Below are 21,918 nucleotides of genomic sequence, written 5' to 3'. Positions count from 1 at the left end.
GGCGTTCAGCCCTCAAGCGGCCGCTGCCGAGACCTCGATCGATGCGGACTGCTCTTCCCAGGCGATGGTTTGTGCGTTTTGAAAATCTTCAACGCGTCCGATATCCAGCCAAAGCCCGTCATGTTTGTAGACGTGCACATTCGTGCCGTTTTGCATCATCTGCAGCATGAGGTCGTCGAATCCAAAGGCGATGCCGTCAGGTATAAAACGAAAAACATCTGGGTTCATGCAATATATACCCATACTTACCAGATGAGACAGCGTCGGTTTTTCGCGAAATACCTGGACAGTATTGCCGACCTCGTCGATGACGCCGAAGTCCATCTTGATGATGCGGGAAGCTGTGGCTATGGTGACTGGATCCGTATGAGTGCGGTGTGACGCCACAAACCGGCTGAGACTGAGATCGGTAAGTACGTCCCCATTGAGAACAATGAACGGCTCGTCCAGTTCCTCCCTGATCAGGGAGAGCGGGCCAATAGTGCCGAGAGGTTCCAACTCCTGGGTATAGCGTATCCTTAGATTCCACTGTGATCCGTCTCCGCATACGGTGCGGATCAAGTGCCCCAGATAGCCGGTCGTGACGTAGACATCCTGAATGCCGTTCCGTCGCAGCCACTTCAAAAGCAATTCAAGAACCGGTCGAGCACCGATCGGCATGAGAGGCTTGGGCAAGATGGATGTGAAAGGCCGAAGGCGTGTTCCCATTCCACCGCACTGAATGACCGCTTTCATCTCGTCCTCCTGTTGATACGACTGTCGCGGTGTGATGGGTCCAGCCCACCCGGCCGGAAGGTACGCCAGTGTTGGCTTCGCCTCTCCGGAGTGCAGCGATGGTAAGTGGCGCCCGAGAAGGCGTCGTCGTGCATTTGAATGGCACTTTCCCGGCCTTTTGATTTCAATATTCCAGCCGGCAGGGCATGGCGCGGCAGGGCAATCAATCAGCGCTGGGGAGCTGTAGCCGCTCGACTGGCAACTGCTGTGCGCATGTCCGGCGCCGGTAACGACCTTCTCGGAAGGGCATCGCTACCATTCGTACGAAAAAAACACTTCAATATCTGGCCCTGAAATGCGTGCGAGTGTAAGCTATATTAGAAAGTTGAAATATGCGGATGGGCGGCGGCGAGCGTCGACATACGGGGGATCAGCGGGCGGCTGATCTGTGTTGGGTCACCGTACGGTCCATCCAGACGGAGGTTTCGGCAGCTAGGGACACATGCGGGGCTGCCAAAAGGTGGGTGGTTCATGTATCGTATTATCATCGCCGACGATCACGGCCTGTATCGTCGTGGGCTGCGACTGGCATTGATGGCCGGCATGCCAGACTTGGAAATATTCGAAGCGGCGTGTTTTGATACCGTCTTAAGCCTGCTTGAAGATCGGGCGCCCGTCGATCTCGCCATCCTCGACCTGAACATGCCGGGACTGTCGGGTCAGGATGATCTTCGCGACGTCTTACCGGCTCATCCCGACACACGGTTTGCAATTGTTTCGGGGACCGATTCACGCGCCGAGATTCTGACTGCCCTTTCGATTGGGCTTCATGGCTATATCGTAAAGTCCCAAACGGACGAGGAGGTGGTCCTGGCGGTGAACGAAATCCTGGCCGGCCGTATTTACGTTCCGGCACTTCTTTCACAAAGGCCCAAGGAGTCGGTACGCCTTCCATCCGTGGCTCCCACGCAAATGCCCCACAGGACCACCAGCGTCAACAATCTGGGCAGGCTTACGTCCAGACAGAAGGAAGTCCTCAGGTTGATGGCCGAGGGTTACTCGAACAAAGAGATTGCCCGCTCTCTTGAAATTGCAGAAGCGACGACGAAGATTCATGCCGCCGCCGTCCTGCGCGAACTTGGGGCACGAAATCGGACAGAGGCCGCGGTTCTGCTGAAGACATGGGCCGCCAGAGACGTCAACTAGCGCCGATTGCTTTTGGCGGCAGCCGGACCGAATATTTCAGTCCGTGATCCAGCATCTCAAGCTTGGAAGAGTGGCCCACGATAGGTTCACCGTCAGCTCCAATAATCAACGACCCAAAGCCACGCCGAGCCGAGGTGGAGACCCGGCGCTCTCCCGATTCCGACCATTCAAACACTATGTCGGCGCCGGGCTCTTGGGCTGCGAATTGCCACACGACCTCGATCCGGCCTGCCGGAGTGCCGAGAGCCCCATGCTTCACGGAATTGGTCGTAAGTTCGTGAACGATCATTGCGAAGCTCTCAGCCGAACCCTCTGCCATTTTTACTTCGGGTCCACTGATCGAAATGTTGTGCGTCCCCATATAGGGCTGCAATTCCTGAGCAATGAGGTCACGGAGGGAAGCCGACAGGCTGCCATCGCGTGAAAGAAGCAGATGCGTCGCCTGGAGTGCGCCGATTTTTTCGATCAGTGTCTGCTTGTAACGGGCAATATCGTTGTCGGGGGCACCGACCATATTTACAAGCGCCGTGATCACCGGAAACAGATTGTTGAGCCTATGGCGCTGTTCAAGCATGGCCCGCTCTCGCTTCTTCGCCGCAGCCCGCAGCAGAATGGTTATGCGTCGATCGGTGAGATCCGCGGCGACTCCTATTCGCTGTGCACGACCGTCGCGCAATTCGTCCCGGCCCCGAAGAGCAATCCAGCGGATATGCCCGCCAGCTCGCCTGATGCGGATCTCCGCATCATAGTTGGCGCCTGATGCAAGCTCTCCCGGGGCCGCCAGATTAGGCAAGTCGGCCGGGTGAACGACCGCGGCCAATTCCTGCAATGGACGGCTCGGCGCGGGTGCCAGTCCCATCATTTCCCAGAACGCGGCTGAGCCATTCACGGACCCGCTCTCGAAATCTATACGCCACGTTCCCAATCGGCTGGACGACAGTGCCAGGTCCAACCATTCCTTTTGAGCCTGGAGTGCCTCGCGGGCGGTTCGCTCTCCAGATATATCGTCCACCATTACAAAGATGCTTTGAGGGAGAGCATCGGCTGGCACGGCCAAAGACAGCGCCAATCTTGTCCACAAAACCGTGCCATCCTTTCTCAGGAGACGGATCTCCGAGCCGAAAGAAGTCGTGTCTTTGAGGCTAGTCAACGCTTCCGCCAAAGTGTGGTTGTCGTCAGGATGGACGAGTGCCCTGAGCGGCAGACTCGAAAGCTCCTCCTCGACATACCCTGTCATCTCACAAAGACGTTTGTTGGACCGTTGCAACTCTCCGTTCTCGCTCATGTTGGCAAAGCCAATGGCGGCACGTTCGAATGCCCAGCGATAGCTGTTTTCGGTTGCCTCCAAGGCCACGAGTCTGGCCTCTGCAACCTGCAAAAGGGTGCGGTAGTCCTGCCTCTGCCGGTGGAAAGTCAGGGCGATCATCCCGCCTGCAACCAGCAGCAGAATGGCCCTAATCCAAACCTCGACGTCAATTGGATTGTTCAGGATATCCCGCGCCAACAAGCCGACAGCCGCCATCACAAACGTTGCCGCAAGGGCGACCAGGCGATCTTCGAGATATGAGATGGCAATAATGGTGGGAACAAACTCAAAAAAGCCGATGTCGTATGCCAGAGACGCCGGCAGCGCTGTCTCCACTGCAAGTGTCGCGATCAGGAGCGACATCGAGGCAAGGTGGGTTAGCAACTTGCTTGAGCTGTTCGGGTGCAAACTGAGCGAATGCAAACGCATGTGCCAGATTAGAACCTTCTGACTAGTCCGTCGAGATTAGACCGAAAAGCGTACAGACTAGTCCGACCGCAGGATTGTTCCCCGGGATTGTAGCGCGCATTTTGTCCGATGTCGGGGGCGGATCTGACCGCAACTCTCCAAGCGACCTGACTGACATGTTTAAGGCACCTCCTTTTGACTAGGGGGCGTTGCCGTTTTGCGGGAGGTAAGAAAATGGCATTGGTTGGTAGGCAAGATGATGGAGTTCTTGGTCGCCAATATGGAGGTTTCGGGGGAAAGCCCGTCTCGGCCTTGAGAACGCAGGGTGGCCATGGTTCCGCCTGGCACCAAGCACCACAAAGGTTCGACGGCGTGGCCGTCGAGCCAAAGCAGAGCAGCCTTGCATCTGTTGTGGGAATGCTTGATCGCATCGGGTGTGGCTATCTGATCCTGAACAGCGACAGGAAGGTCATGGAGTGGAATTCAGCCGCTCAAAACACCTTGGAGCGCGAGGGCGAGGCAGCTGATACGGCCGGCAAGGTGTCGGTTGCTCTGAGGCGGCTGATCGCAAACGTGCCGGGGAATTTTCTTCCCGGCACGCTTTCATGGGTGGTGATCCGCGGCATGGGCGACAGGCCCTTGGTTTTGAACGAGAAGGGCATAGCAACGCCTGACGCGACGAGTATCGTGGCGCTGCTGGATCGTGAAAACAGGTCCGGGCCAAATCCCCAGACGCTGCAAAGAATGTTTGGTCTGACGAGTGCCGAAACGCAACTCGCGCTGCGCTTGGCGCAGGGCGATGCCCCTTTGGAGATAGCCCGCAAGCGGCGCTTGAGCCGGACCACGATAAGGTCACAGCTGGCGTCGCTGTTCGCCAAGACCGAAACTCGGCGCCAGGCGGAACTGGTAGCTCTTCTTGGGCGCATATGCGTCCTGCCGTGAGGTAACGGCCGTACCATGCGCGCGCGCAACAGGCTTGTGCGCGCGCAATCTGTTGCTGGCGTGCTTGTCCGCCAGACTCACCCTACCGCCGTCGTGTGCGCACCCGGCCCAATCTTGGGCGGATTGCAAACACGTGGTTAAGCACGTGCCAGCCCGCCACCTTCATGACGGAAGGCCGGAAGATCTGAATCCCGTCCAGGAACGTGGTCAACCAGGACTGCTGGTGGAACCTCATGGGAATACGAGCAACCCGCAATGCCCGCAGCAATGTCTCGGGAGGCGGGAGATGGTTGCGGTCCTTGATGAGATTCCAGTTAAGCTGCTTGACGGCGAGGGTCACTTCGTCGACCTCGCGGAAACTCTTTGACGTTGTAATGCTTGGATGGTTCGTCGCATCGTAAAAGGTAAGCGGATCGCTTATCGCCACCATGTCCCCATGGCTGGCTAGATCGACGAAGAACAGTTGATCCACTCCGGCCGGAATCTCTTTGTGCGTGCGCATCAAGCAGCCGGCACGAATGACGTCGCTGTTGATCAACAATGTGGATGGAATAATCCCCAGGCAGCGTGTCGCACGCACCAGATAGAGGTCCATCAGGCACTGCTGGCTGGAATAAAGCGAGATCGGTTCCTGCTCCTTGGGGACTTGGCGAAATCGCACTCGCTTGTCCTCGATTATGTTTGCGGCTGACGTCATGAAGGCGACTGAGGGATACTGTTTGGCAACTTCGGCGAATGTCCTGAGTGCACCTGGCGCAAGCCAGTCATCGTCATGCAGCAACTTGATCCATCGTCCGGAGCAAGCCAGCATAGCGTTGTTGGTGTTCTCCACCTGACCGCGACCTCGACTGTTTTCGATAATGCGGATGCGAGGTTCGCTCCGTGCGTAGTCGGTCACGATAGCCCAAGTCTCGCCCTCCGGTCCCTCGTCGTCGCTCACGACCAACTCCCAATCGGAGTAATCCTGGCCCAAGACGCTGTCGATCGCCCTGCGGATCGTATCCGGTCGACGAAAGGTTGGTATCCCGACCGAGATGAAAGGGCGTGACCATGAGACATCGGCCCGGTCATGCTGGGTGACCGCAACTGCCGCTTGAAGGTTGTCAATCGACGACGAATTCATGGTGTTTTTTCCTCGAGACATTCATGTTGGACGCACGTTGCAGCGCCTGCTGGTTGAGGGTCGTGGGTCAACAGGTAGAGTGATGCTGCCATTTTCAGAGCGAAACCCGACGCGCCGCCGGCGGCCATGAAATAGATGACGGTGACTGGCTGCCAGCCCGCCTGGGCGCCGGCGAGCAGCGGGCCAAACACGAGAACCGCCCGTGCGAGGTCGATGACCAGTCTTGTTCCTTGCCGCCGTAACAGAGCGGGAACGTCGCTGAGCGGAGTCGACAACGCCTGTGCCGCGCCCATCAGCGCCAGTGCGGTCATGATTTCCGCAGTGGGCATCCAAGGCTCGCCCAGAAGCGGAACGACCACATAAGGCGCGGCGAGGCCGAGCAGCAAGATCGGCACCGCGGTAAAGGCGGCGGCCAGCAGGAGAAGCCCGCGCGCCACACCAAGCAGGTGTCCACGATTGCTGTTCCGGTTTGCTTCGGCGACAAAAACATTGCTGAGCGGTGTGGCGATCAGCGTCACCGGACCGGTGACCAGCCGCGCGGCCACGCCCAAATATCCGGCAAATGCGGTGCCGAACAGCCCGCCGACAAGGACTGCTGGAAGATTGTTGATTGCTATGCTCGCGAGCGTTGCGGGAATATCGAACAGAGGAAATTTGTATTCCCGCCGAGCCTTTTCCAATACCGCACGCCAAGGTGCCCAGGCGATGCCACGCAAATCCTCCCAACTCATCACCCGATAGCCGATCACCCCGATGAAGACGAACTGGCTCAGAATATGCGCATGGATCATGGCTTCGCCGCCGAGGTGGGCGATGCCGAAAACCAATTGCAGTGCAGCCATGCTCGCCGGCAGGATCAGGCGCCCGAGAGCAAAATCGCGCAAAAGCCCGGCACGCAGACTCCAGCAGTTCATGGCTTCGACCAGACCTGCGCCTCCCATTCCGATCGGAATGAGCCAGGCGAGCGAGCCGAGGCGATCGGGAGCAAGGTTCGACAGCATCTGTCCGGCCGAAAAGGCCAGGACGGTCGTCACGAACACAGCCAAGAGAACAAGCTTGACCGTCACATAGGCCTGCGCGCTCCCCTTGACCCCATAGAGCGAAGCCTCGAAGCGCAATGCCGCGACCCCGGCGAGTATATTCACGATCGACAGGTAAATCGTAAAGACGCCGAAATCAGCCGGCGAATAGAGCCGCGCCAAAACCGGGATTGCAGCAAGAAGGGTGAGCTGGCCGACAATCGCCATTGCCGACACTCCGCTTGCCGCACGAATGATCGAGCCGATCGGGCTCGGCCGAACAACGATGATGGCTGTGCCGGCCGCAGGAACCGTCTTGGGTCTCAGAAGGTCGCTTGGTGCCATCGGTTCGCGCTTCCGAGGGAGGCAAATATCGGGGATTGCCGGAGCCTACGATGCACACCGGACCTTGCCATCATTCACCTGAATGACGCGCTCTGCTGACAGGCTGCACCGTGAATCGTCCTGGCCGCTCCCTGGATGAACCGCCCCCGGATCGTACGTAGCCCAAGGACGAGCCTGTGGCCGTCATGCTATTTGCTCGCGCAAGAGGTCAGCGCTGTCCTCGAGCCGATATCCGGCATGTTTCTTCAGATTCACTCGCGTGAGGACACTGCCGACAGGTATTGCAAGAGAACCGTTGCCCTGAAGGAGTTCCAGCACCCCGCGAGCGAGGGTGCGTGGCGTTTTCCTCCACCGGATGGCGAAAAGAACCACGTCCGCCCATCCTGGCAGAAATTTGGCTTCCGGCCGCCCCAGCGCCGACGGCAGGTTTATGATCACGATGCGATAGGTCGCGTGCAGATCCGCCATCACTTTGCCTCCGTCCTCGCATGATAGCAGCGCCAGCAGGTCGTCCGACGGAGCGGCGGTCATCACGTCGATCCCGATTTCATGCAGCCTGGCAACGGCACCTTCCAGGTCGCAGCGATTGCAAACATAGTCAGCGAAGGAATGGCGGTTCTTGCGCTCGCTGAACTGGTGCAGGAACTCGAGCGTGAGCTGAACGCCCTTGCGTTCAAGATCGACCAACAGGACTCGACCGCCCAGTCGCGTGCCGGCGAGCGCCAGGCTCCACGCGAGCTCGGTCCCGCCATCCTGCGGCACGCTGGAGGTGACAAGCGCCGTGTACGACGAACGAGCCCTTAGCGCATTTGGTGCCGCCGCGATCAGCAACGACGTCACGGCGCGGCTATATGCGGACCTGCGCTCCCCCAGCACGAGGTTTCGCAGTTGTTTGGCATGCATTCCGCATGCTTCGGGGATCTGCCCCATACATGGAACCTTGAGCACCGCTTCCGCCTCGGCCTCGCCACGGAAAGTCCGGTCAAAATGATTGCGCATCGTGACGTACATCGCCCCAAGGATAGCGAATAGGATCATCCCGGGGGGAACCAGGAAGATGGCTGGCAATGTCTGCGGGATAGTCGGCGGCCAAGCCGCAGACAGGATCGAAATTCCAGCCGAGGGAACTCCGATACGCCGCGTCAAATCCTGTTGTCGACCCAGGAGTTCGTTATATCGCTGGGTCAGCAGGCTGACCTGCGGCTCGAGAGCCCGCAAACCGGAAAGCCGGCTGGCGGTGTCGGCCATGACCGCATCCAGGATGTTCTTTCGGCTTTCGAGAGCGGCGATCTGTGCACGGAAAATGTTTGCATCGGCAGCAATCTTGTCGACGCCTTGTTCGATCTTGCTTTGCGTCGTGGCTCTGAGTTCCTGGTCTGCCGGCGCGAGAGCCTGTCGAGCCGCAAGGTCGGCAAGTTCAGGCGCGCCAATAGCTTCGGCCAGGGTGATGAGAGTGGCCCCTTGCTCTCGAAGCTGCTGGACGTACCGTAGCCGAGATTCCACGGCGGCGAGATCCGCCTTTGACATCGACAATTGCTGGCTGAGGTCGGCCCGTTCCCTGGCTGCATTGTCCGCCGAGCCTTGGTCGACGGCTCCGTGGCTCAGCCGATATTTCTCAAGGCGGTCAGCCGCTGCCTGCAGATCATTTTGCAGCCCGGGCAGACTGGCGGTGATTGCATCGAGCTCTTGCTGGTCGGATGCCTGCCTTTTCTTCGTTAGGGTGTCGACATAAACCTGAGCGAATGTGTTGGCCACGAGCGCCGCCCGCGCGGGGCTGTCATCGGCGAAAGCGACGGAGATTACTCTCGATCGCAGCTCCTGCCCGACCCGCATGCCTCGCCGCAAAGCTCTCAACTCGGAGGCATCCTCGGCTTGTGGACCGTTGGCTGCCTGGTCCGCCCCTGGCCACAGCCGGTCCAGTAGACCGCCGGCAAGCGAGCGTGTCCTCGGGGGAGGGGTGGCAGACGGTTCAAGCCGGGAATTCCTGCTAGCGGAATTGTCCTGTCCGGTTTCCGCCGCACCTGTCTTGCGCAGTGCCGCCATGACGCGGCGCAGGTGATCTTGCGACGATAGCATCGTGATGTGGTCATCTATGCTTGAATCAACGAGGTCCTGCGAAGACGGGGCGCCGACGGGCAGTGAACCGCGCGAGGGGGCGTCGACGATAAGCTGGGTTGTTGACTCGTAGAGAACTGGTCGAAGGCTTCCCAGCAACCCCGCCAACAAGCCGCCCAACACAGCGAAAGCAACAATAGACCATTTTCTCCTTGCCAAAATCACGAAGAGTTGGCGCGACGCGGTGGGCGGCTCGACATATTCACGCAATGACCGCACGTGCACTCTGCCTTCAAGAACCGGTGCTGGTAGTTGATTGACCCGTGGCAGCTGGATCGGGCTGATTGCGGAACCTACCATCTTACACTCCTGCCAGGTCGAGTTCATGAGTTGGGCCGGTTTGCTGTGCTTGCCGATTGGCCTTGCTCCGCCAGGCCTGGAACATCAACGCGGACCACAATTCGCGCGAGCGGTTCTGGCCATCAATGTGATCGCGCCAGCAGGCGTCGATCTTCGCGGTGTCCAATACGTCACTGCTTTCGGTTCGCATGTCGGCGAGAAGATCGGTGGCCCAGTTGCGCAGCGGACCCCGCAGCCATGCAGCGATAGGGACATCGAAGCCTTGTTTCGGACGCTCGATCAGGTGCTGCGGGAGATAGCGGCGTAGCAATTGGCGAAGGATCCATTTGCCGGCGCCATCACGAACTTTCATGTTGGATGGCAGCCGCCAGGAGAATTCGACAACGCGGTGGTCAAGCAGCGGACACCGACCCTCAAGGCTGTTGGCCATGGTGGCACGGTCCAGCTTCACCAAGATATCGCCAGGCAAGTAGCCCGCCATGTCATCGTAGAGAAGACGGGAGAGCAGGTCGTCAAGCGGCGGACCACCGTAGCCGTGGGTTGGTTCGGTCGGCCGCTGATATCCCAGGTTTTCAGCCTGTGGCCGCGCCAGCCGCTGAAACAATTCGTCTTCGTTCGATGCCGTGAGCAGCCGGGCGAGGCGTTCCATTCGGTCGCTCCGGATAAAATGCCTCGCGCTGGCAGAGAGCGGCAGCTTGCCAACGGCATCGTCACGTCCGGCGCGTGCGAAAAAACCTGCCCCTGCCGCCAAGGTTCGGCGCAGTTGTCGGGGCAGGCGCAGGTGTCGTTTCAGCCGCTCCGCCATAAAGTGGCGGCCGTACCCTGCGAAGCACTCGTCACCACCGTCGCCCGACAGCGCTACGGTGACGTGCTGACGAGCGAGCCTGGCAACGAGTAGGGTCGGTATTTGTGATTCATCGGCGAAGGGTTCATCCCAGACCTGGGGCAACTCGGGAATGACGTCACGTGCGGCGCTTGGCGAGAGGTGAAGTTCGGAGTGGTCGGTACCCAGATGACGGGCAACGGCCGCTGCGTATGGAGCTTCATCAAAGCCGCCCTCCGCGAACGAGATCGTGAAACTGCGAACCGGCTTGCAGGATTGGGCCTGCATCAAGGCGATCACGGCTGAGCTGTCGATCCCGCCCGACAGGAAGCCGCCCAGAGGCACGTCGGCGATCATACGTTCCCGCACAGCCAGCCGAAGCCGGTTGTCCAGTTCGTCAACCAGATCTTCGTCGGTGCCGATGGCGGGATTCCGTCGCCCATCGGCAGCGACGGCAGCCAGCGACCACCAGCGGTGAACGCATCGGGAAAGTCGGTCCGCGCTGCGGTCTTCGGCAAAATTCGCCGCCGTGACGGAAAGGACAGAACCAGGCGGCAGTTTGAACACGCTTCGCCAGATACAGCGATGGTCCGGCACCCATCCCGTCGAAAGCATTGCCGCGGCGGCATCAAGATCAAGGTCGGGAGAAAAGCCCGGAAAGCAATTGATCGCCTTCAGCTCAGAGGCGAAAACCAGCGCATCTCGGGTCGAGGCGACATAGAGGGGCTTTTTGCCCATTCTGTCGCGGGCCAGATGCAGGGTTCTTGTCTTGAGATCCCACAATGCGAACACGAACATTCCGGCAAAACGATTGAGGGCGGCCTCAAGCCCCCAATGCTCGATTGCGCACAGCATCACTTCGGTGTCACTGGCGCCTTGAAAGGTTTGGCCCGCACTCTCGAGTTCACAACGCAAATCGCGAAAGTTGTATATCTCACCATTGAAGGTGATCACGTACCGACCGCTGGCGGAATGCATCGGCTGGTGCCCGGCGGCTGACAGGTCGACAATTGCCAACCGCCTGTGGCCCAGTGCGATTCCAGCTTCGCGGTCGATCCAGAGCCCCTCGCCATCCGGCCCTCGGTGACGCAGCGATGCAGTCATCCGCCCGATCGCTCCAAGCGGCTTTGTGTCCAGAGCGTCGGAAGCCAACAGAATTCCCGCGATCCCACACATTAGGCCACCCTCGGTTCAGCAAGCTGCCGCCGAAGTGCGGTCGGATTTCCGGCAACGAGGCAGAAAGCCAGCGAAAACCACACGATCGGGTGGCGGATGATCAGGTGAGGCATACTGAAGATTATCGTCGACCCCCCGAGCACCAGCAGCGCGTCGAATCCCGCTCGCCAGGCGAAGGACATGGCGGCGCCCACGATCCAGACCAACGCCATCACGGCAAGCAATCCGCCCTGCAGGTAAAGGTCGAGAACGGTGTTGTGCGCTTCGAAAGGTCGCTGCAGAAATTGACGGTCGGCGACGGGAGGCCGCTCGAGATGAGGGCCAGGACCAAGTCCCAGTGAGCCGGATTTCAATCCTTTTTCCACGGCCTCCCGCCACAAATAGAGCCGGAGTTCGAACGTTTCGATGGTCCCTTCCCCGCCATCGTCTTTGGTAAGGCTCTTGGCAAAAGTGGCGACGCTGGTCTCTTCGGTGAGCGCGTACGGCGTCATTGCAAGCGCTAGAGGCAAGGAACCCGCCAACAGCAGAATTGCCGCCATGCGGGGCATGCTGGCGCGGCCACTCGTTGCTATCCATGCACGAAGCCGCAATCCGATAAAGATGAGGCAGCTCAGGATGCTGGTGTAGAGATAGGTGTCGCTCTTCGTCAGCCGGCCGACATAGAAGGTCAGGAGCAGGCATGAGAATGCAAGCCAACGAGCCCATGGATTGCGGGTGGTCGTAGCAAGATGCAAAGCCAGCGGGCCAAAAAGCGCGCAATAGAGCGCAAGTTGGTTCGGGTTCTCGGACCAGCCACGGAACCGGTCCCAGAACCAGGGATCGACGCCGGACTGGTGGATCGCACCATAAGCCAAACCAAGCTGTATCACAAAGGCCCCATTGGCAAACGCGACCACGCACCATGCGCTGCGGCGCAGATGCCGATCGGCGTCCGGCTCCGCCGCGGCCAGGCACGTAAAGCTTGCCAGCAACACATAGGCCATAACGTCATGTACCAGCCCGGTCAGATAAAGAACGGTGGTCAGGTAACCGACGATCGTGCCGATCCCCAAAGCGAGCGACAGGAGCAGCCAGAAGCTCGCCAGTTGGACAAAAGCGGGTGTGATCTGGAGACGGCCGCCGGCGAGTATTCGTCCAATCGCCAGCATGATCCAGATCGCGATGAACAATTCGCCATAGCCGAGCGGCAATCCCGGAACGCCTAGTTGCGTCGCATAGGACATAGCAACGCCCAGGGCGAGCAAGGCGTCCCGGATCATTGATGTGCCCCGCCTCGGTGATTTGCGAGGCCGCCTCCAAGCCCGACCGCAGGGAGCGGTCGCATGTGCCCCGCGCGGAGTGTGTTTTCGTAAAGGTCGCAGTACTGGTCGACCACCAGTGGCAGGGCAAACCGCCTCCGGACAAGTTCAACAGAACGGGCGCCCATCGCCTTGGCCGCCGCGCGGTCGGACAGCAAGTCTATCGTTCGCGAGGCGAGGGCTTCGGCATCATGCGGCGCAACCAGGTAGCCATTCCATCCGTCTTCGACGACGTCGCTGCAGCCTGGCATCCTTGAGGCCACGATGGGCAGTCCCGCCAGCCCCGCCTCGAGCAATACACGGGGAACCCCCTCGCGATACTGAGTGGGAAAGGCGAATACATCGGACATGCCAAGGAGATCGGCGACATCGCGTCGCGGACCCAAGGCCAGCACATGAGGTGCATGCCGATCGAGCTCCGATTTGTCGATTGCGAATGAGCCCTCGGATTCTCGTGGGCCGACGAGCACAAACCGCGCCGCGGGCCTTGCGGACAGGATGCGAGGGATCGCATTGAGAAGGGTCGCCACGCCTTTCTGGCGCGTCAAACGGCCGACGAAGATCACCACTTCGGCGGACTGAAGGCCGAGGTCCTTTCGCATCTTCGTTGCTGAGGACCCGAGATGGCGCACCGTTGCGAACGCATCGACATCGATTCCGGAACTGCGTATCAGTCGCGAAGTTCCGCGGCCGATCAGCTGAAAGCGCTCGAAGAACAGTTGGTCGTCGCGATTTTGGAATACGGTCGCTGCCGTCCAGGAAGACGCAAGCCATTGCAGTGCGCAATAGACCGGACGCAAGGCCAGGGCTCGAGGCTCCAGCGATGAGAACGTCCACCCCAGTCCGTTGATGGTACGAATGACCGGAACAGTTCCCCGTACCGAAAGGGGCGTCAACAGATTTGGCTTGGTGTCGAAGCTCTGGATGAGGTCAGGCTGAAGCTCCTGCATCAAGCGGCGCATCGTTCGGAGAGTGCGCCATTCCCCGCCTCCGCTTGCAAAGCGGTCGAAGGAGAACCTGTGATGCGAAATGTCATGCCGAAGAAACGGTACGGGAGAACCGCTCGAGACCGCCGTAACGCGAAAGCCTTTCTCTCGCAGCGCGATGAGGAAGGGAACTCTCAAGGCGTGATCCTCGCCTCCTACGCAGACCAGGTGCGGGTTCATCTGCCTCTCCCAAGCGCACATGGCCGATTGGCTCTCGATGCTGCCATGGCCCGGTTTTCATCACCTCTGAGCGCATGCCGCCCGAGTGCACGCTAGGGGGACACCAGGTGCCTGTCCTCGTCCGTTTGAATGACACAAGGGATGTTTGGAAGGGTGGCGACCAGCGAGGCGAGATTCCCTCGCGATTGCCGGAGCGTTCATGTGACTCGTGTCTTGCGGGATGAGCGCGGTGCTTGCCTGAGCCGGTACGGGTGGCTGGTCTGCGCACCTTGGTTGTCAAAGGTTTTCGAGTGTCCAATTGCGGCGGCGCGGTGCCTGAGCTCCGCGGTTCGCTGATGGCAAAAAATCTTTGACGCGTGGTTGCGCTGGGCCGTCAAGTCGGCCCTCGGCCCGCGTCGCCCGGTCTTCAGGACGGAACCGGCACGTCAGCTGTTGGTCCACTCATCCGGAACATCTGTCGGCGAGGCCCAGGGGCCTCGCCGACTTCTTAAAGCATTTCTTCGCTGGGCTGGTTCAGGTGACCAGGAAAGACGATGCGGTAATCGACAGATGCGGAGAGAGGCTCGCGAAATGGATCTGGTTTGCGCCTCCGACGCCGTCGCTGTCGAAAGAAAGAGCTCCCGTCGAACTGTTGTAGATAATGTGATCGGAACTGTCATGCGCGGTTTTGCCGGCAAAGAAAGCGTCCGACGAGAGGCCCCCCTGATCGAGACCGGCAAAGATGGAATGATCGAGGTGGATTTTGTCCTGGGCTTTGTTGAAATCAGTGATCCTGTCGACATTTCCGTCGCCAAGAGCGGTACTGAAAACGAAGACATCACTGCCGCGGCCGCCGGTCAAAGTATCGGCTCCACCGCCGCCGTCGATCTTGTTGGCGCCGGCGTTGCCTTTGACGGTCTGAGCGAACTCATTGCCCGTCAGGTCGATCGCGGCCTTGCTGGACGCCTTGCTGGTCGCGAGTTGTTCGATGTGCGAGCCAGCCGATAGGGCGAAACTCACAGAGGCGAGGACTTTATCGATGCCGCTGCCCTTCTGCTCCACCACCTTGTCGTGAGCATTGTCGACGGAGTAGGTGTCATTGCCACCATATCCGGTCATCTTGTCGGCGCCACCGCCACCATTAATCTTGTTGGCGCCGCCATTCCCATAGATAGCTTGATCGAATTCGTTGCCGGTCAAGTTGATGGACCCCCTGCCACCCGAACTGGCGGTGGAGAGCTGCTCGATATGTGAGCCCGCCGTAAGAGCGTAACTCACCGAGGCCGCGACCTTGTCGAACCCCCCGCTTGGCGCTTCCATCGCCTTGTCATGGGCATTGTTGACGAGATATTTGTCATTGCCCGTGGTCGCGTGAAAAACGTCTGCGCCGCGCGTGCCATGGAAGACATGATCGCTGTCCGACGGGGCCGGCGCGGCCGGAACTGGAGCGGCGGCATCTGTCGGAGGCGTGGCCGGAGCAGGGGCGGCGACGTCGGTTGGAGGCGGGGTCGTGGTATCGATCGGATCGGTTACTGGGGGGGCGGCAGAGCCACCGGTGCTTTGGAGGTTGTGCTGCTGGAAGAAGGCCTGCAGCGCCGGCGAATTCTCCAGAGCTGTGTCTCCGTTCTGCGAACCCCAAGCATAGGCATAATCGAAAGCAGGCGACGGAACCAGTGCTGCCCAATGATCTATCATCGTTTGCATCTGTTCCGTCGTCGGCATCTGATGCTTCCCGCCCGTGTCGGTCGTCCAGTTGCCACCGCCAAAAGTCTGGTAGACCGGAATGATCTTGTCGATCGGGATGCCGGACTTCACTGCCGCGCCCACGGCCCTGTCGATCATGTTGTAGTCGACCGTGCTCACGTCATCGCGCACCGGGTACGGGTCCAACCCGTAATAGTCGATGCCTGTATTGGCCGGATTATAGGTATTGGAAAAATCCGGATTTGTAGGAGACCCCATATTCATCATGGTGACGAAGGTCTTGGCGCCCGGAAAATGGGAATGGATCCAATCCGATTCCGCTTTCAGGTTTTCGGCAGTTGCATATGTGCCCCACCTGCCGGTGGGATCCGGCTCGTCCATCAGGAAAAATCCGAACACCTTCGGATTGTTCAGAAATGGTGTAACTTTTTCAATGAAGGAGGAGGTGACGCCGTCGTGCTCGCCGAGATAGACGAGGCCTTTCATGCCGTCCGGCAAAGCATTGACCTGCGAGAGATATTGAACATCGACAAGGTTGAACCCGGCGGTTGCGACTTCGGTGGCTGATCCACCGGACGCATAATGGAGTGTCATCCAATGATCCTTTGGTTGATTCGATTCTTGCCCCGCGTCTGCTTAGGTGATTGCTACATTAGGATGAAATCAAATACGAAACACAGGGGGATAGAATGTTTGATTGATCTAAGTTGTTGCTCAGTAGCAGGTATTTTGCTCAGCCGACCGTGGCACCTTTGAAAGTGTTTGGGAGCAAGGACATACGCCTCTTTTGCCGGCTCCGTTCTGACCAGTTCCTTTAGCGAAAATCGTCATCTTTCGGGAAGTTATCCCCAGACAGGGAGACGTCGGCGGTCGCGTTTCGCTGGTTCAGGCCAAGAATCCGCTGCATTTTCCTCAAAGTCGACGTATGTAAGCAGAGCGTAATAAGGGGGGGCGACGGATAGCGGCTGCTATGCGCACTAAGAAAGGTTTGAGCCATTACAACTTACGGAAGTAACGGCGCGGCAGTGTCGCGCGAACGACCGCTGGTCATGAAAACATCGGGGGCCGGATCTCCCGAGCTACGTTCCGCCATTCTCGCCTGCATGCCTGGGCTGCTTGGCGTGGCGCTGTTCTCGGCAGTGATAAACATTCTCGCTCTGACCGGTTCGGTCTATATGTTGCAGATCTACGATCGCGTTCTGCCGTCGCAGAGCGTTCCCACCCTGGTGGGGTTCACGATCGGAATGCTGGGTCTGTATGCGGTCTATGGGCTTCTGGATTTCGTGCGGCTTCGCGTGTTGGTCCGCATCGGCAGCCGTCTCTATAGGAATTTGCAGCAAAAGGTGTTCTCCATCTCCCTGTCCCTGCCGCTCAAGGCAGGGCGTGATGCGGACCGTCTGCAGCCTTTGCACGATCTCGACCGACTGCGCGGCTTTCTTTCCGGAACGGGACCGACGGTTATCTTCGACGCCCCGTGGATCCCCTTTTATCTGCTGATCATTTATTTGCTCCATCCTTCGCTCGGCCTGCTGGCGACGGTCGGTGCGATCGCCGTGGTCCTCCTGACAGCGATTGCGGAAGTGTTTAGCCGAGGCCCCGCCGCGCGTGCCTCGGAGGAGCTGCTGTCGCAGCGGGCGCTTGCCGATTCCGGCCGCCGCAACGCCGAAGTCGTTCACGCAATGGGGCTTTCTGGTCGACTGGCTCGACGCTGGAGCGACGTCAGCAGAACCTATCTCGCCCAGCAGGAACGTCTCTCGGACGTCGTTGGTGGCGCCAGTTCGCTGTCGAAGGCCCTGCGGATGGCGTTGCAGTCCTGTGTTCTCGGTCTCGGCGCTTACCTGGTGATCGGCGGCGAGGCTTCACCTGGGGTGATCATCGCATCTTCCATTTTGCTTGGCCGCGCCTTGGCCCCGGTCGATGCTGCGATCGCAAACTGGAGAGGCTTTCTGTCGGCCCGGCGCAGCTATTCCGAGCTGGCAGCGGTCATGGCGGCATTCGGCCGCCAGGACGAGCCAATGGAGTTGCCTCGGCCGCAGGCGCGGTTTGCGGTCGAGCAATTGACCATTGCGCCGCCCGGCTTGCCAAAGCCAACCGTGGTCAATGTGAGCTTCCATCTGTCGAGAGGCGCTGGGATGGCCGTAATCGGCCCAAGCGGTTCCGGCAAGACAACTTTGGTGCGTTCGTTGGTCGGGGTGTGGAAGCCGCTCCATGGCTCGGTGAGATTGGACGGCGCCTCTCTCGATCAATGGAACTCGGAACAGCTCGGCGCCCATATCGGCTACATGCCGCAGGATGTGGAGTTGTTTGACGGCACGGTAGCGGACAACATTTCGAGGTTCCGAGGCAAGACGGATCCAAAAGGCGTCCTTGCGGCGGCAAGAGCAGCCGGCGTCGAGAAAATGATAATGCAACTCCCCCAGGGATTTCAGACCCGCATCGGCGAGGGCGGAGCGGCCCTGTCGGCAGGGCAGAGGCAACTCGTGGGTCTCGCCCGAGCACTTTATGGCGAGCCGTTTCTTGTCGTGCTCGACGAGCCGAACTCGAACCTCGACGTGGACGGGGACACTGCCCTGGCCGGCGCCATACGGGCAGTGCGTCAGCGCGGAGGCATCGTCATTGTCGTTGCGCATCGTCCTTCGGCACTCGCCAACATCGATCAGGTACTGGTTATGTCGAATGGAACGGTTCATGCCTTTGGCTCGCGCGAGCAGGTCTTGGCGAACGTGCTCCGACCTTCACCGCCTGTTTCACCTCGGCCATCTTCTTTGGCGCCGATACCGGGGGTTGCCGGGCATGCATGAGGCTCTGCTCGAAACATTCGTCACCTTCTCGTCGTATGCTCGGACCCTTCGTGGCAGCAAACCGCCTGCCGTGAGCGCGCCAGATCTGTCGGACGGTATACGGGCCAACCTGATATTCGGCTTGGCGATTACCGGTCTGCTGGTTCTTGGCGGCGGTCTATGGCTGGGATTGACCAAGATCGCCGGCGCTGTGGTTGCACCAGCCACCGTGGTGGTGGAAACCAACGTCAAGAAGGTCCAGCATCAAACCGGAGGCACAGTGGGCGGGATCTTCGCGCAGGACGGAGATCATGTGCGAGCCGGCGACGTGCTGGTCAGGCTGGATGACACGCTGACTCGCGCGAACCTGCAAATCATCAGCGAGGATCTCGATCGCGCGACCGTCCGCCTCGCCCGGTTGGAGGCCGAGCGCACGGGCCTGGCGGAAATGCAACTGCCGGTCGACCTGAAGGCGCGAATGAACCAACCGGAGCTGGCTGCGCTCGTCAATGGCGAGCGCGCCCTCTTTGAAACGCGCGCTTCGGCTTTGGCTGGACAGAAGGCACAGTTGAGAAGCCAATCCCAGCAACTTGAACGTCAGATCGACGGCCTTAAGGCGCAACAGAGCGCGGTGGATGAATCGGTTGCTCTGCTGAACAAGGATTTCGCGGACGTTGATTCCCTCTACGCCAAAAAACTCGTCTCCAAGGAGAGGCTAAGCAACATCAAGCTGGATGCCACCCGGGCCAGGGGAGAATCGGGGCGCCTCGCTGCAGCAGTAGCTGAAGCGCAGGCGCGCATCAGCGAAACGGGGTTGCAGATGCTGCAACTGGATGACCAAAGGCGCACTGACGTGACGACCGAACTCCGCGAGACGGAAGCCAAGCAGACCGAACTCAACGAACGGAGGATTGTGGCCCAGGATGAATTGACCAAGACAACGATCCGCGCGCCGCAGTCCGGAACGATACAGGAATCGGCTGTCCATACCGTCGGCGGCGTTATCGCGCCTGGCGAGATGCTCATGACCATTGTACCTGATGCCGATGATCTTGTGGTGGACGCGCTGATCCCGCCGTCGCGGGTCGACGACGTCCGCCCGGGGCAGCCGGTATCGATCCGTTTTCCGGCGTTCGACGTGGGAACCACTCCGGTCTGCCAAGGGTCAGTGAAACACATCTCGGCAGATCTGATTAAAGATCCGCAACGTCAGCTTTCCTATTTCTCGGCGCGTATCAAGGTTGAAAGCAAATCGAACTGCCTGACGGAAGCGAAGGTGCTGAGGCCAGGCATGCCCGCCGAGGTTCATATCCGCACCGATGAACGCAATGTCTGGTCTTATCTGTTGAAACCCTTTGTGGATCAGATGTCCAAGGCGTTTACGCAGTGATGGCGAGGTGGAGGAGGGTGAGCCAATAGGATATCGGGATTTCTGGCGGCCCGACGGCTTTTGGGGGCGGGCGGCCGTCGAGCCTAACCGGCGACGCGGGGATGAAGCGCCTCCGGCTGGAGGAAACATGCGCGTTATGTGACGCCACCGCATCATTCGAATAGCGAGGCTGGATTACCGCCCCCAGACGACGGCATTCTCGTGCCGTTTGATGATGTGCTTCAGATTCTCGAAGGCGGTCGTGACGTGGCCGGCGAAGCGCTCTGCCGCGGGCGAGCGTGGCCCGCTGACCCGGCGCAGGATTCCAAGCGAGCGGCTGGGCTGCGGAATTTCATAGGGTAGCACCGTCACCCGGTTTTCCTTGCGCTGCGCGAAGACCACGGAGAACGGCAGCACCGCCAGCGCATCGGTTTCGGCAAGGAAGTTGATCACGCTCATCAGCGAGCCTCCCGAATAGCGGACGTTGAGGTCCGACATGCCGATGCTCATCAGGATCATCTGCAGGTCCGACATCAGCGGAGAACCGGGTAGCGGGGCAACCCAGGGAAAGCTGGTCAGGTCATGCGCCCTGAGGCGGCGATTTCGCAGCAGGGGATGGTCGGGCCGGCAAGCCACGACGTTGCGTCCGGGCAGGATTTCCGTGAATTCGAAGCCGGGTCCCAGGTCGAGCACGCCGATCGGCACGATCCCGAGATCGATCTGGTTGCTCTCCAGCGCCGCGACCATCTCGGGCAGGTTCATGTAGCTTTGCTGGACGGTGACCTCGGGCTCGAGCTTCTGGAATTCTCCGATCATCCGGCTGATCATCGCATCCATGAAGAAAGGCACACCGCCGACACGGACGACGCCCTTGGTGCCTTTCATGAAGCCCTGCACCGCATCCGACGCCTTGCGCGACGCGGTGATGATCGTGCGGCCCTGCGCCGCCAGCTGGAAGCCGAGCGGTGTCGCCTGCAGCGGCCGGCGGCCCTTGAGGAAAAGCGGCTCGCCCACCCGTGCCTCCAGCATGGCCAGCGATCGGCTGACTGCCGGCTGGGTCAGGCCCAGCATAGCGGCTCCTTCCGACACGCCGCCTGCATCCAGCACCGCGGCGAGCTGCATGAGGTGGCGCTCGTTCAGCTTCATAGCAAAACGCTATACAAGGGACGCCACATCTCATCAAGCATCGCGTCAGGCCGTGCTATCCCGCTTGGCAAGGGGAAGGGAGGCCCCGGCGGGATGCACGGCCAGCACGACCCGAAGCGAGATGAATTCCCCAAGGCGATCTCGACACAGGCCGAGGAATTCTCACGGCGCCTGACGGCAATGGGCCAGTCCCGCCTGGCGGCGGCGGCACAGGCAGCCGTCGACGGTTTGCACGCGCTGATCGTCGAGTTGCGGCCCTCCGGCGAGGAATTCCGGCAGGCGATCGATTTTCTGACCGAGGTTGGCCACTACGCCGATGCGCGGCGCCAGGAATGGGTGCTGTTCGCCGATGTCCTGGGCGTGTCTTCGCTGATCGAGGATCAGAACAGCCCGCGCCCTGTTGGGGCGACCCCAAACACCCTGGCCGGCCCCTTCTACCGGGCCGACGTGCCGGAGATGCCGCTCGGCGCGAACATTTCGCGCGATCACAAGGGTGAGCCGCTGGAAGTTGCCGGCCGGATCGTCGCGCTCGACGGCGCGGGGATCGGCGATTCGATGGTCGAGATCTGGCAGGCCAATGCCGAGGGTCTCTACGAGAACCAGGAACCTGATAGGCAGCCTGAATTCAATCTGCGCGGACGCTTCCGTACCGATCCGCAGGGGCGGTTCCGCTTCACGACGGTGAAGCCGAAGGGCTACACGCTGCCGTCGGACGGCCCAGTCGGCCAATTGATGTCGGCACTTGGCCTTGGCCTCGAGCGGCCGGCCCACATCCATTTTCGCGTCTCGGCGGAGGGCTTCGAAACGCTGACGACCCACATCTTCGACCGGTCGGACCCCGCGATCGGCCGGGATGCCATCTTCGGGGTCAAACCCGAACTCATGGCCGAGTTCCGCGCGCTGCCGCCCAACGGAGGAAAACGGAAGCACGCGCTCGACCTCAACCTCGTGCTCTGCCCGCAGCGGCGGGGCGAAACCGAAACCTCTGGGAGGAGATGA

15 protein-coding genes are annotated in these 21,918 nt (G+C 60.1%); 5 read left to right on the top strand and 10 right to left on the bottom strand.

Annotation, left to right across the window (positions count from 1 at the left end):
- Positions 1–12: 12 nt before the first annotated feature.
- Complete coding sequence (locus EJ079_RS32620; protein WP_127396530.1) at positions 13–735, bottom strand: sugar phosphate nucleotidyltransferase; 723 nt, start codon at positions 733–735, stop codon at positions 13–15.
- Positions 736–1,245: 510 nt separating this feature from the next.
- Between EJ079_RS32620 and EJ079_RS32615 the strand changes: the two genes are divergently transcribed.
- Positions 1,246–1,920, top strand: a complete 675-nt coding sequence (locus tag EJ079_RS32615; protein ID WP_127811191.1) for a response regulator transcription factor — start codon at positions 1,246–1,248, stop codon at positions 1,918–1,920.
- On the opposite strand, the gene EJ079_RS32610 is transcribed toward EJ079_RS32615, so the two are convergent.
- Positions 1,913–3,655 carry a PAS domain-containing protein gene (locus EJ079_RS32610; RefSeq protein ID WP_127396529.1) on the bottom strand — a complete coding sequence of 581 codons (1,743 nt, stop codon included), beginning with the start codon at positions 3,653–3,655 and terminating at the stop codon, positions 1,913–1,915. The genes EJ079_RS32615 and EJ079_RS32610 overlap by 8 nt on opposite strands.
- Before the next feature lie 213 nt (positions 3,656–3,868).
- On the opposite strand from EJ079_RS32610, the gene EJ079_RS32605 reads away from it, so the two are divergent.
- Entirely contained in the window at positions 3,869–4,576 is a 708-nt protein-coding gene (locus tag EJ079_RS32605; protein ID WP_127267495.1) for a helix-turn-helix transcriptional regulator, read from the top strand.
- A gap of 82 nt (positions 4,577–4,658) precedes the next feature.
- Here the strand turns inward: EJ079_RS32605 and EJ079_RS32600 are convergent, their stop codons facing one another.
- From EJ079_RS32600 to EJ079_RS32570, 7 genes are all read right to left on the bottom strand, one after another.
- The gene (locus EJ079_RS32600) at positions 4,659–5,699 is read right to left on the bottom strand and encodes a glycosyltransferase family 2 protein (RefSeq protein WP_127267494.1); all 1,041 of its coding nucleotides are present in this window, start codon (positions 5,697–5,699) and stop codon (positions 4,659–4,661) included.
- The gene (locus EJ079_RS32595; RefSeq protein ID WP_127811190.1) at positions 5,696–7,063 is read right to left on the bottom strand and encodes a lipopolysaccharide biosynthesis protein; all 1,368 of its coding nucleotides are present in this window, start codon (positions 7,061–7,063) and stop codon (positions 5,696–5,698) included. Before EJ079_RS32595 ends, EJ079_RS32600 begins: the two co-directional genes overlap by 4 nt.
- Positions 7,064–7,246: 183 nt before the next feature.
- Positions 7,247–9,478 carry an exopolysaccharide transport family protein gene (locus tag EJ079_RS32590; RefSeq protein ID WP_127396545.1) on the bottom strand — a complete coding sequence of 744 codons (2,232 nt, stop codon included), beginning with the start codon at positions 9,476–9,478 and terminating at the stop codon, positions 7,247–7,249.
- Between the two features lies 1 nt (position 9,479).
- Complete coding sequence (asnB, locus tag EJ079_RS32585; protein WP_127396546.1) at positions 9,480–11,477, bottom strand: asparagine synthase (glutamine-hydrolyzing); 1,998 nt, start codon at positions 11,475–11,477, stop codon at positions 9,480–9,482.
- Positions 11,477–12,736, bottom strand: coding sequence for an O-antigen ligase family protein (locus EJ079_RS32580; RefSeq protein ID WP_127811189.1), 1,260 nt, complete (start codon positions 12,734–12,736; stop codon positions 11,477–11,479). Before EJ079_RS32580 ends, asnB begins: the two co-directional genes overlap by 1 nt.
- Complete coding sequence (locus EJ079_RS32575) at positions 12,733–13,941, bottom strand: glycosyltransferase family 4 protein (protein ID WP_127811188.1); 1,209 nt, start codon at positions 13,939–13,941, stop codon at positions 12,733–12,735. Before EJ079_RS32575 ends, EJ079_RS32580 begins: the two co-directional genes overlap by 4 nt.
- 513 nt (positions 13,942–14,454) lie before the next feature.
- Complete coding sequence (locus tag EJ079_RS32570; RefSeq protein ID WP_127397553.1) at positions 14,455–16,218, bottom strand: calcium-binding protein; 1,764 nt, start codon at positions 16,216–16,218, stop codon at positions 14,455–14,457.
- Between the two features lie 455 nt (positions 16,219–16,673).
- On the opposite strand from EJ079_RS32570, the gene EJ079_RS32565 reads away from it, so the two are divergent.
- Positions 16,674–18,425, top strand: a complete 1,752-nt coding sequence (locus EJ079_RS32565; protein WP_164873899.1) for a type I secretion system permease/ATPase — start codon at positions 16,674–16,676, stop codon at positions 18,423–18,425.
- Positions 18,418–19,794, top strand: coding sequence for an HlyD family type I secretion periplasmic adaptor subunit (locus EJ079_RS32560; RefSeq protein WP_127811186.1), 1,377 nt, complete (start codon positions 18,418–18,420; stop codon positions 19,792–19,794). The genes EJ079_RS32565 and EJ079_RS32560 overlap by 8 nt, the downstream gene beginning before the upstream one ends.
- A 174-nt stretch (positions 19,795–19,968) precedes the next feature.
- Here the strand turns inward: EJ079_RS32560 and EJ079_RS32555 are convergent, their stop codons facing one another.
- Positions 19,969–20,919: a LysR family transcriptional regulator gene (locus EJ079_RS32555; RefSeq protein ID WP_023808937.1), complete on the bottom strand. Its 951-nt coding sequence runs from the start codon at positions 20,917–20,919 to the stop codon at positions 19,969–19,971.
- 93 nt (positions 20,920–21,012) lie between these two features.
- On the opposite strand from EJ079_RS32555, the gene EJ079_RS32550 reads away from it, so the two are divergent.
- Entirely contained in the window at positions 21,013–21,918 is a 906-nt protein-coding gene (locus EJ079_RS32550; protein ID WP_127811185.1) for a dioxygenase, read from the top strand.

Origin of the sequence: Mesorhizobium sp. M7A.F.Ce.TU.012.03.2.1, assembly GCF_004006095.1 — a bacterium.
Lineage (GTDB): Bacteria > Pseudomonadota > Alphaproteobacteria > Rhizobiales > Rhizobiaceae > Mesorhizobium.
Note: the sequence above shows the minus strand (reverse complement) of the source record. Positions and strands in the feature narration are given on the sequence as shown.

What these genes read in the sequence shown, in the direction of transcription:
- EJ079_RS32590 (WP_127396545.1), bottom strand. Translation starts at nt 9,478, where the DNA reads ATGGTAGGTTCCGCAATCAGCCCGATCCAGCTGCCACGGGTCAATCAA.
- EJ079_RS32600 (WP_127267494.1), bottom strand. Translation starts at nt 5,699, where the DNA reads ATGAATTCGTCGTCGATTGACAACCTTCAAGCGGCAGTTGCGGTCACC.
- EJ079_RS32555 (WP_023808937.1), bottom strand. Translation starts at nt 20,919, where the DNA reads ATGAAGCTGAACGAGCGCCACCTCATGCAGCTCGCCGCGGTGCTGGAT.
- EJ079_RS32565 (WP_164873899.1), top strand. Translation starts at nt 16,674, where the DNA reads ATGAAAACATCGGGGGCCGGATCTCCCGAGCTACGTTCCGCCATTCTC.
- EJ079_RS32550 (WP_127811185.1), top strand. Translation starts at nt 21,013, where the DNA reads ATGCACGGCCAGCACGACCCGAAGCGAGATGAATTCCCCAAGGCGATC.
- EJ079_RS32575 (WP_127811188.1), bottom strand. Translation starts at nt 13,941, where the DNA reads ATGAACCCGCACCTGGTCTGCGTAGGAGGCGAGGATCACGCCTTGAGA.
- EJ079_RS32570 (WP_127397553.1), bottom strand. Translation starts at nt 16,218, where the DNA reads ATGACACTCCATTATGCGTCCGGTGGATCAGCCACCGAAGTCGCAACC.
- EJ079_RS32595 (WP_127811190.1), bottom strand. Translation starts at nt 7,063, where the DNA reads ATGGCACCAAGCGACCTTCTGAGACCCAAGACGGTTCCTGCGGCCGGC.
- EJ079_RS32610 (WP_127396529.1), bottom strand. Translation starts at nt 3,655, where the DNA reads ATGCGTTTGCATTCGCTCAGTTTGCACCCGAACAGCTCAAGCAAGTTG.
- EJ079_RS32560 (WP_127811186.1), top strand. Translation starts at nt 18,418, where the DNA reads ATGCATGAGGCTCTGCTCGAAACATTCGTCACCTTCTCGTCGTATGCT.
- EJ079_RS32580 (WP_127811189.1), bottom strand. Translation starts at nt 12,736, where the DNA reads ATGATCCGGGACGCCTTGCTCGCCCTGGGCGTTGCTATGTCCTATGCG.
- asnB (WP_127396546.1), bottom strand. Translation starts at nt 11,477, where the DNA reads ATGTGTGGGATCGCGGGAATTCTGTTGGCTTCCGACGCTCTGGACACA.
- EJ079_RS32605 (WP_127267495.1), top strand. Translation starts at nt 3,869, where the DNA reads ATGGCATTGGTTGGTAGGCAAGATGATGGAGTTCTTGGTCGCCAATAT.
- EJ079_RS32615 (WP_127811191.1), top strand. Translation starts at nt 1,246, where the DNA reads ATGTATCGTATTATCATCGCCGACGATCACGGCCTGTATCGTCGTGGG.
- EJ079_RS32620 (WP_127396530.1), bottom strand. Translation starts at nt 735, where the DNA reads ATGAAAGCGGTCATTCAGTGCGGTGGAATGGGAACACGCCTTCGGCCT.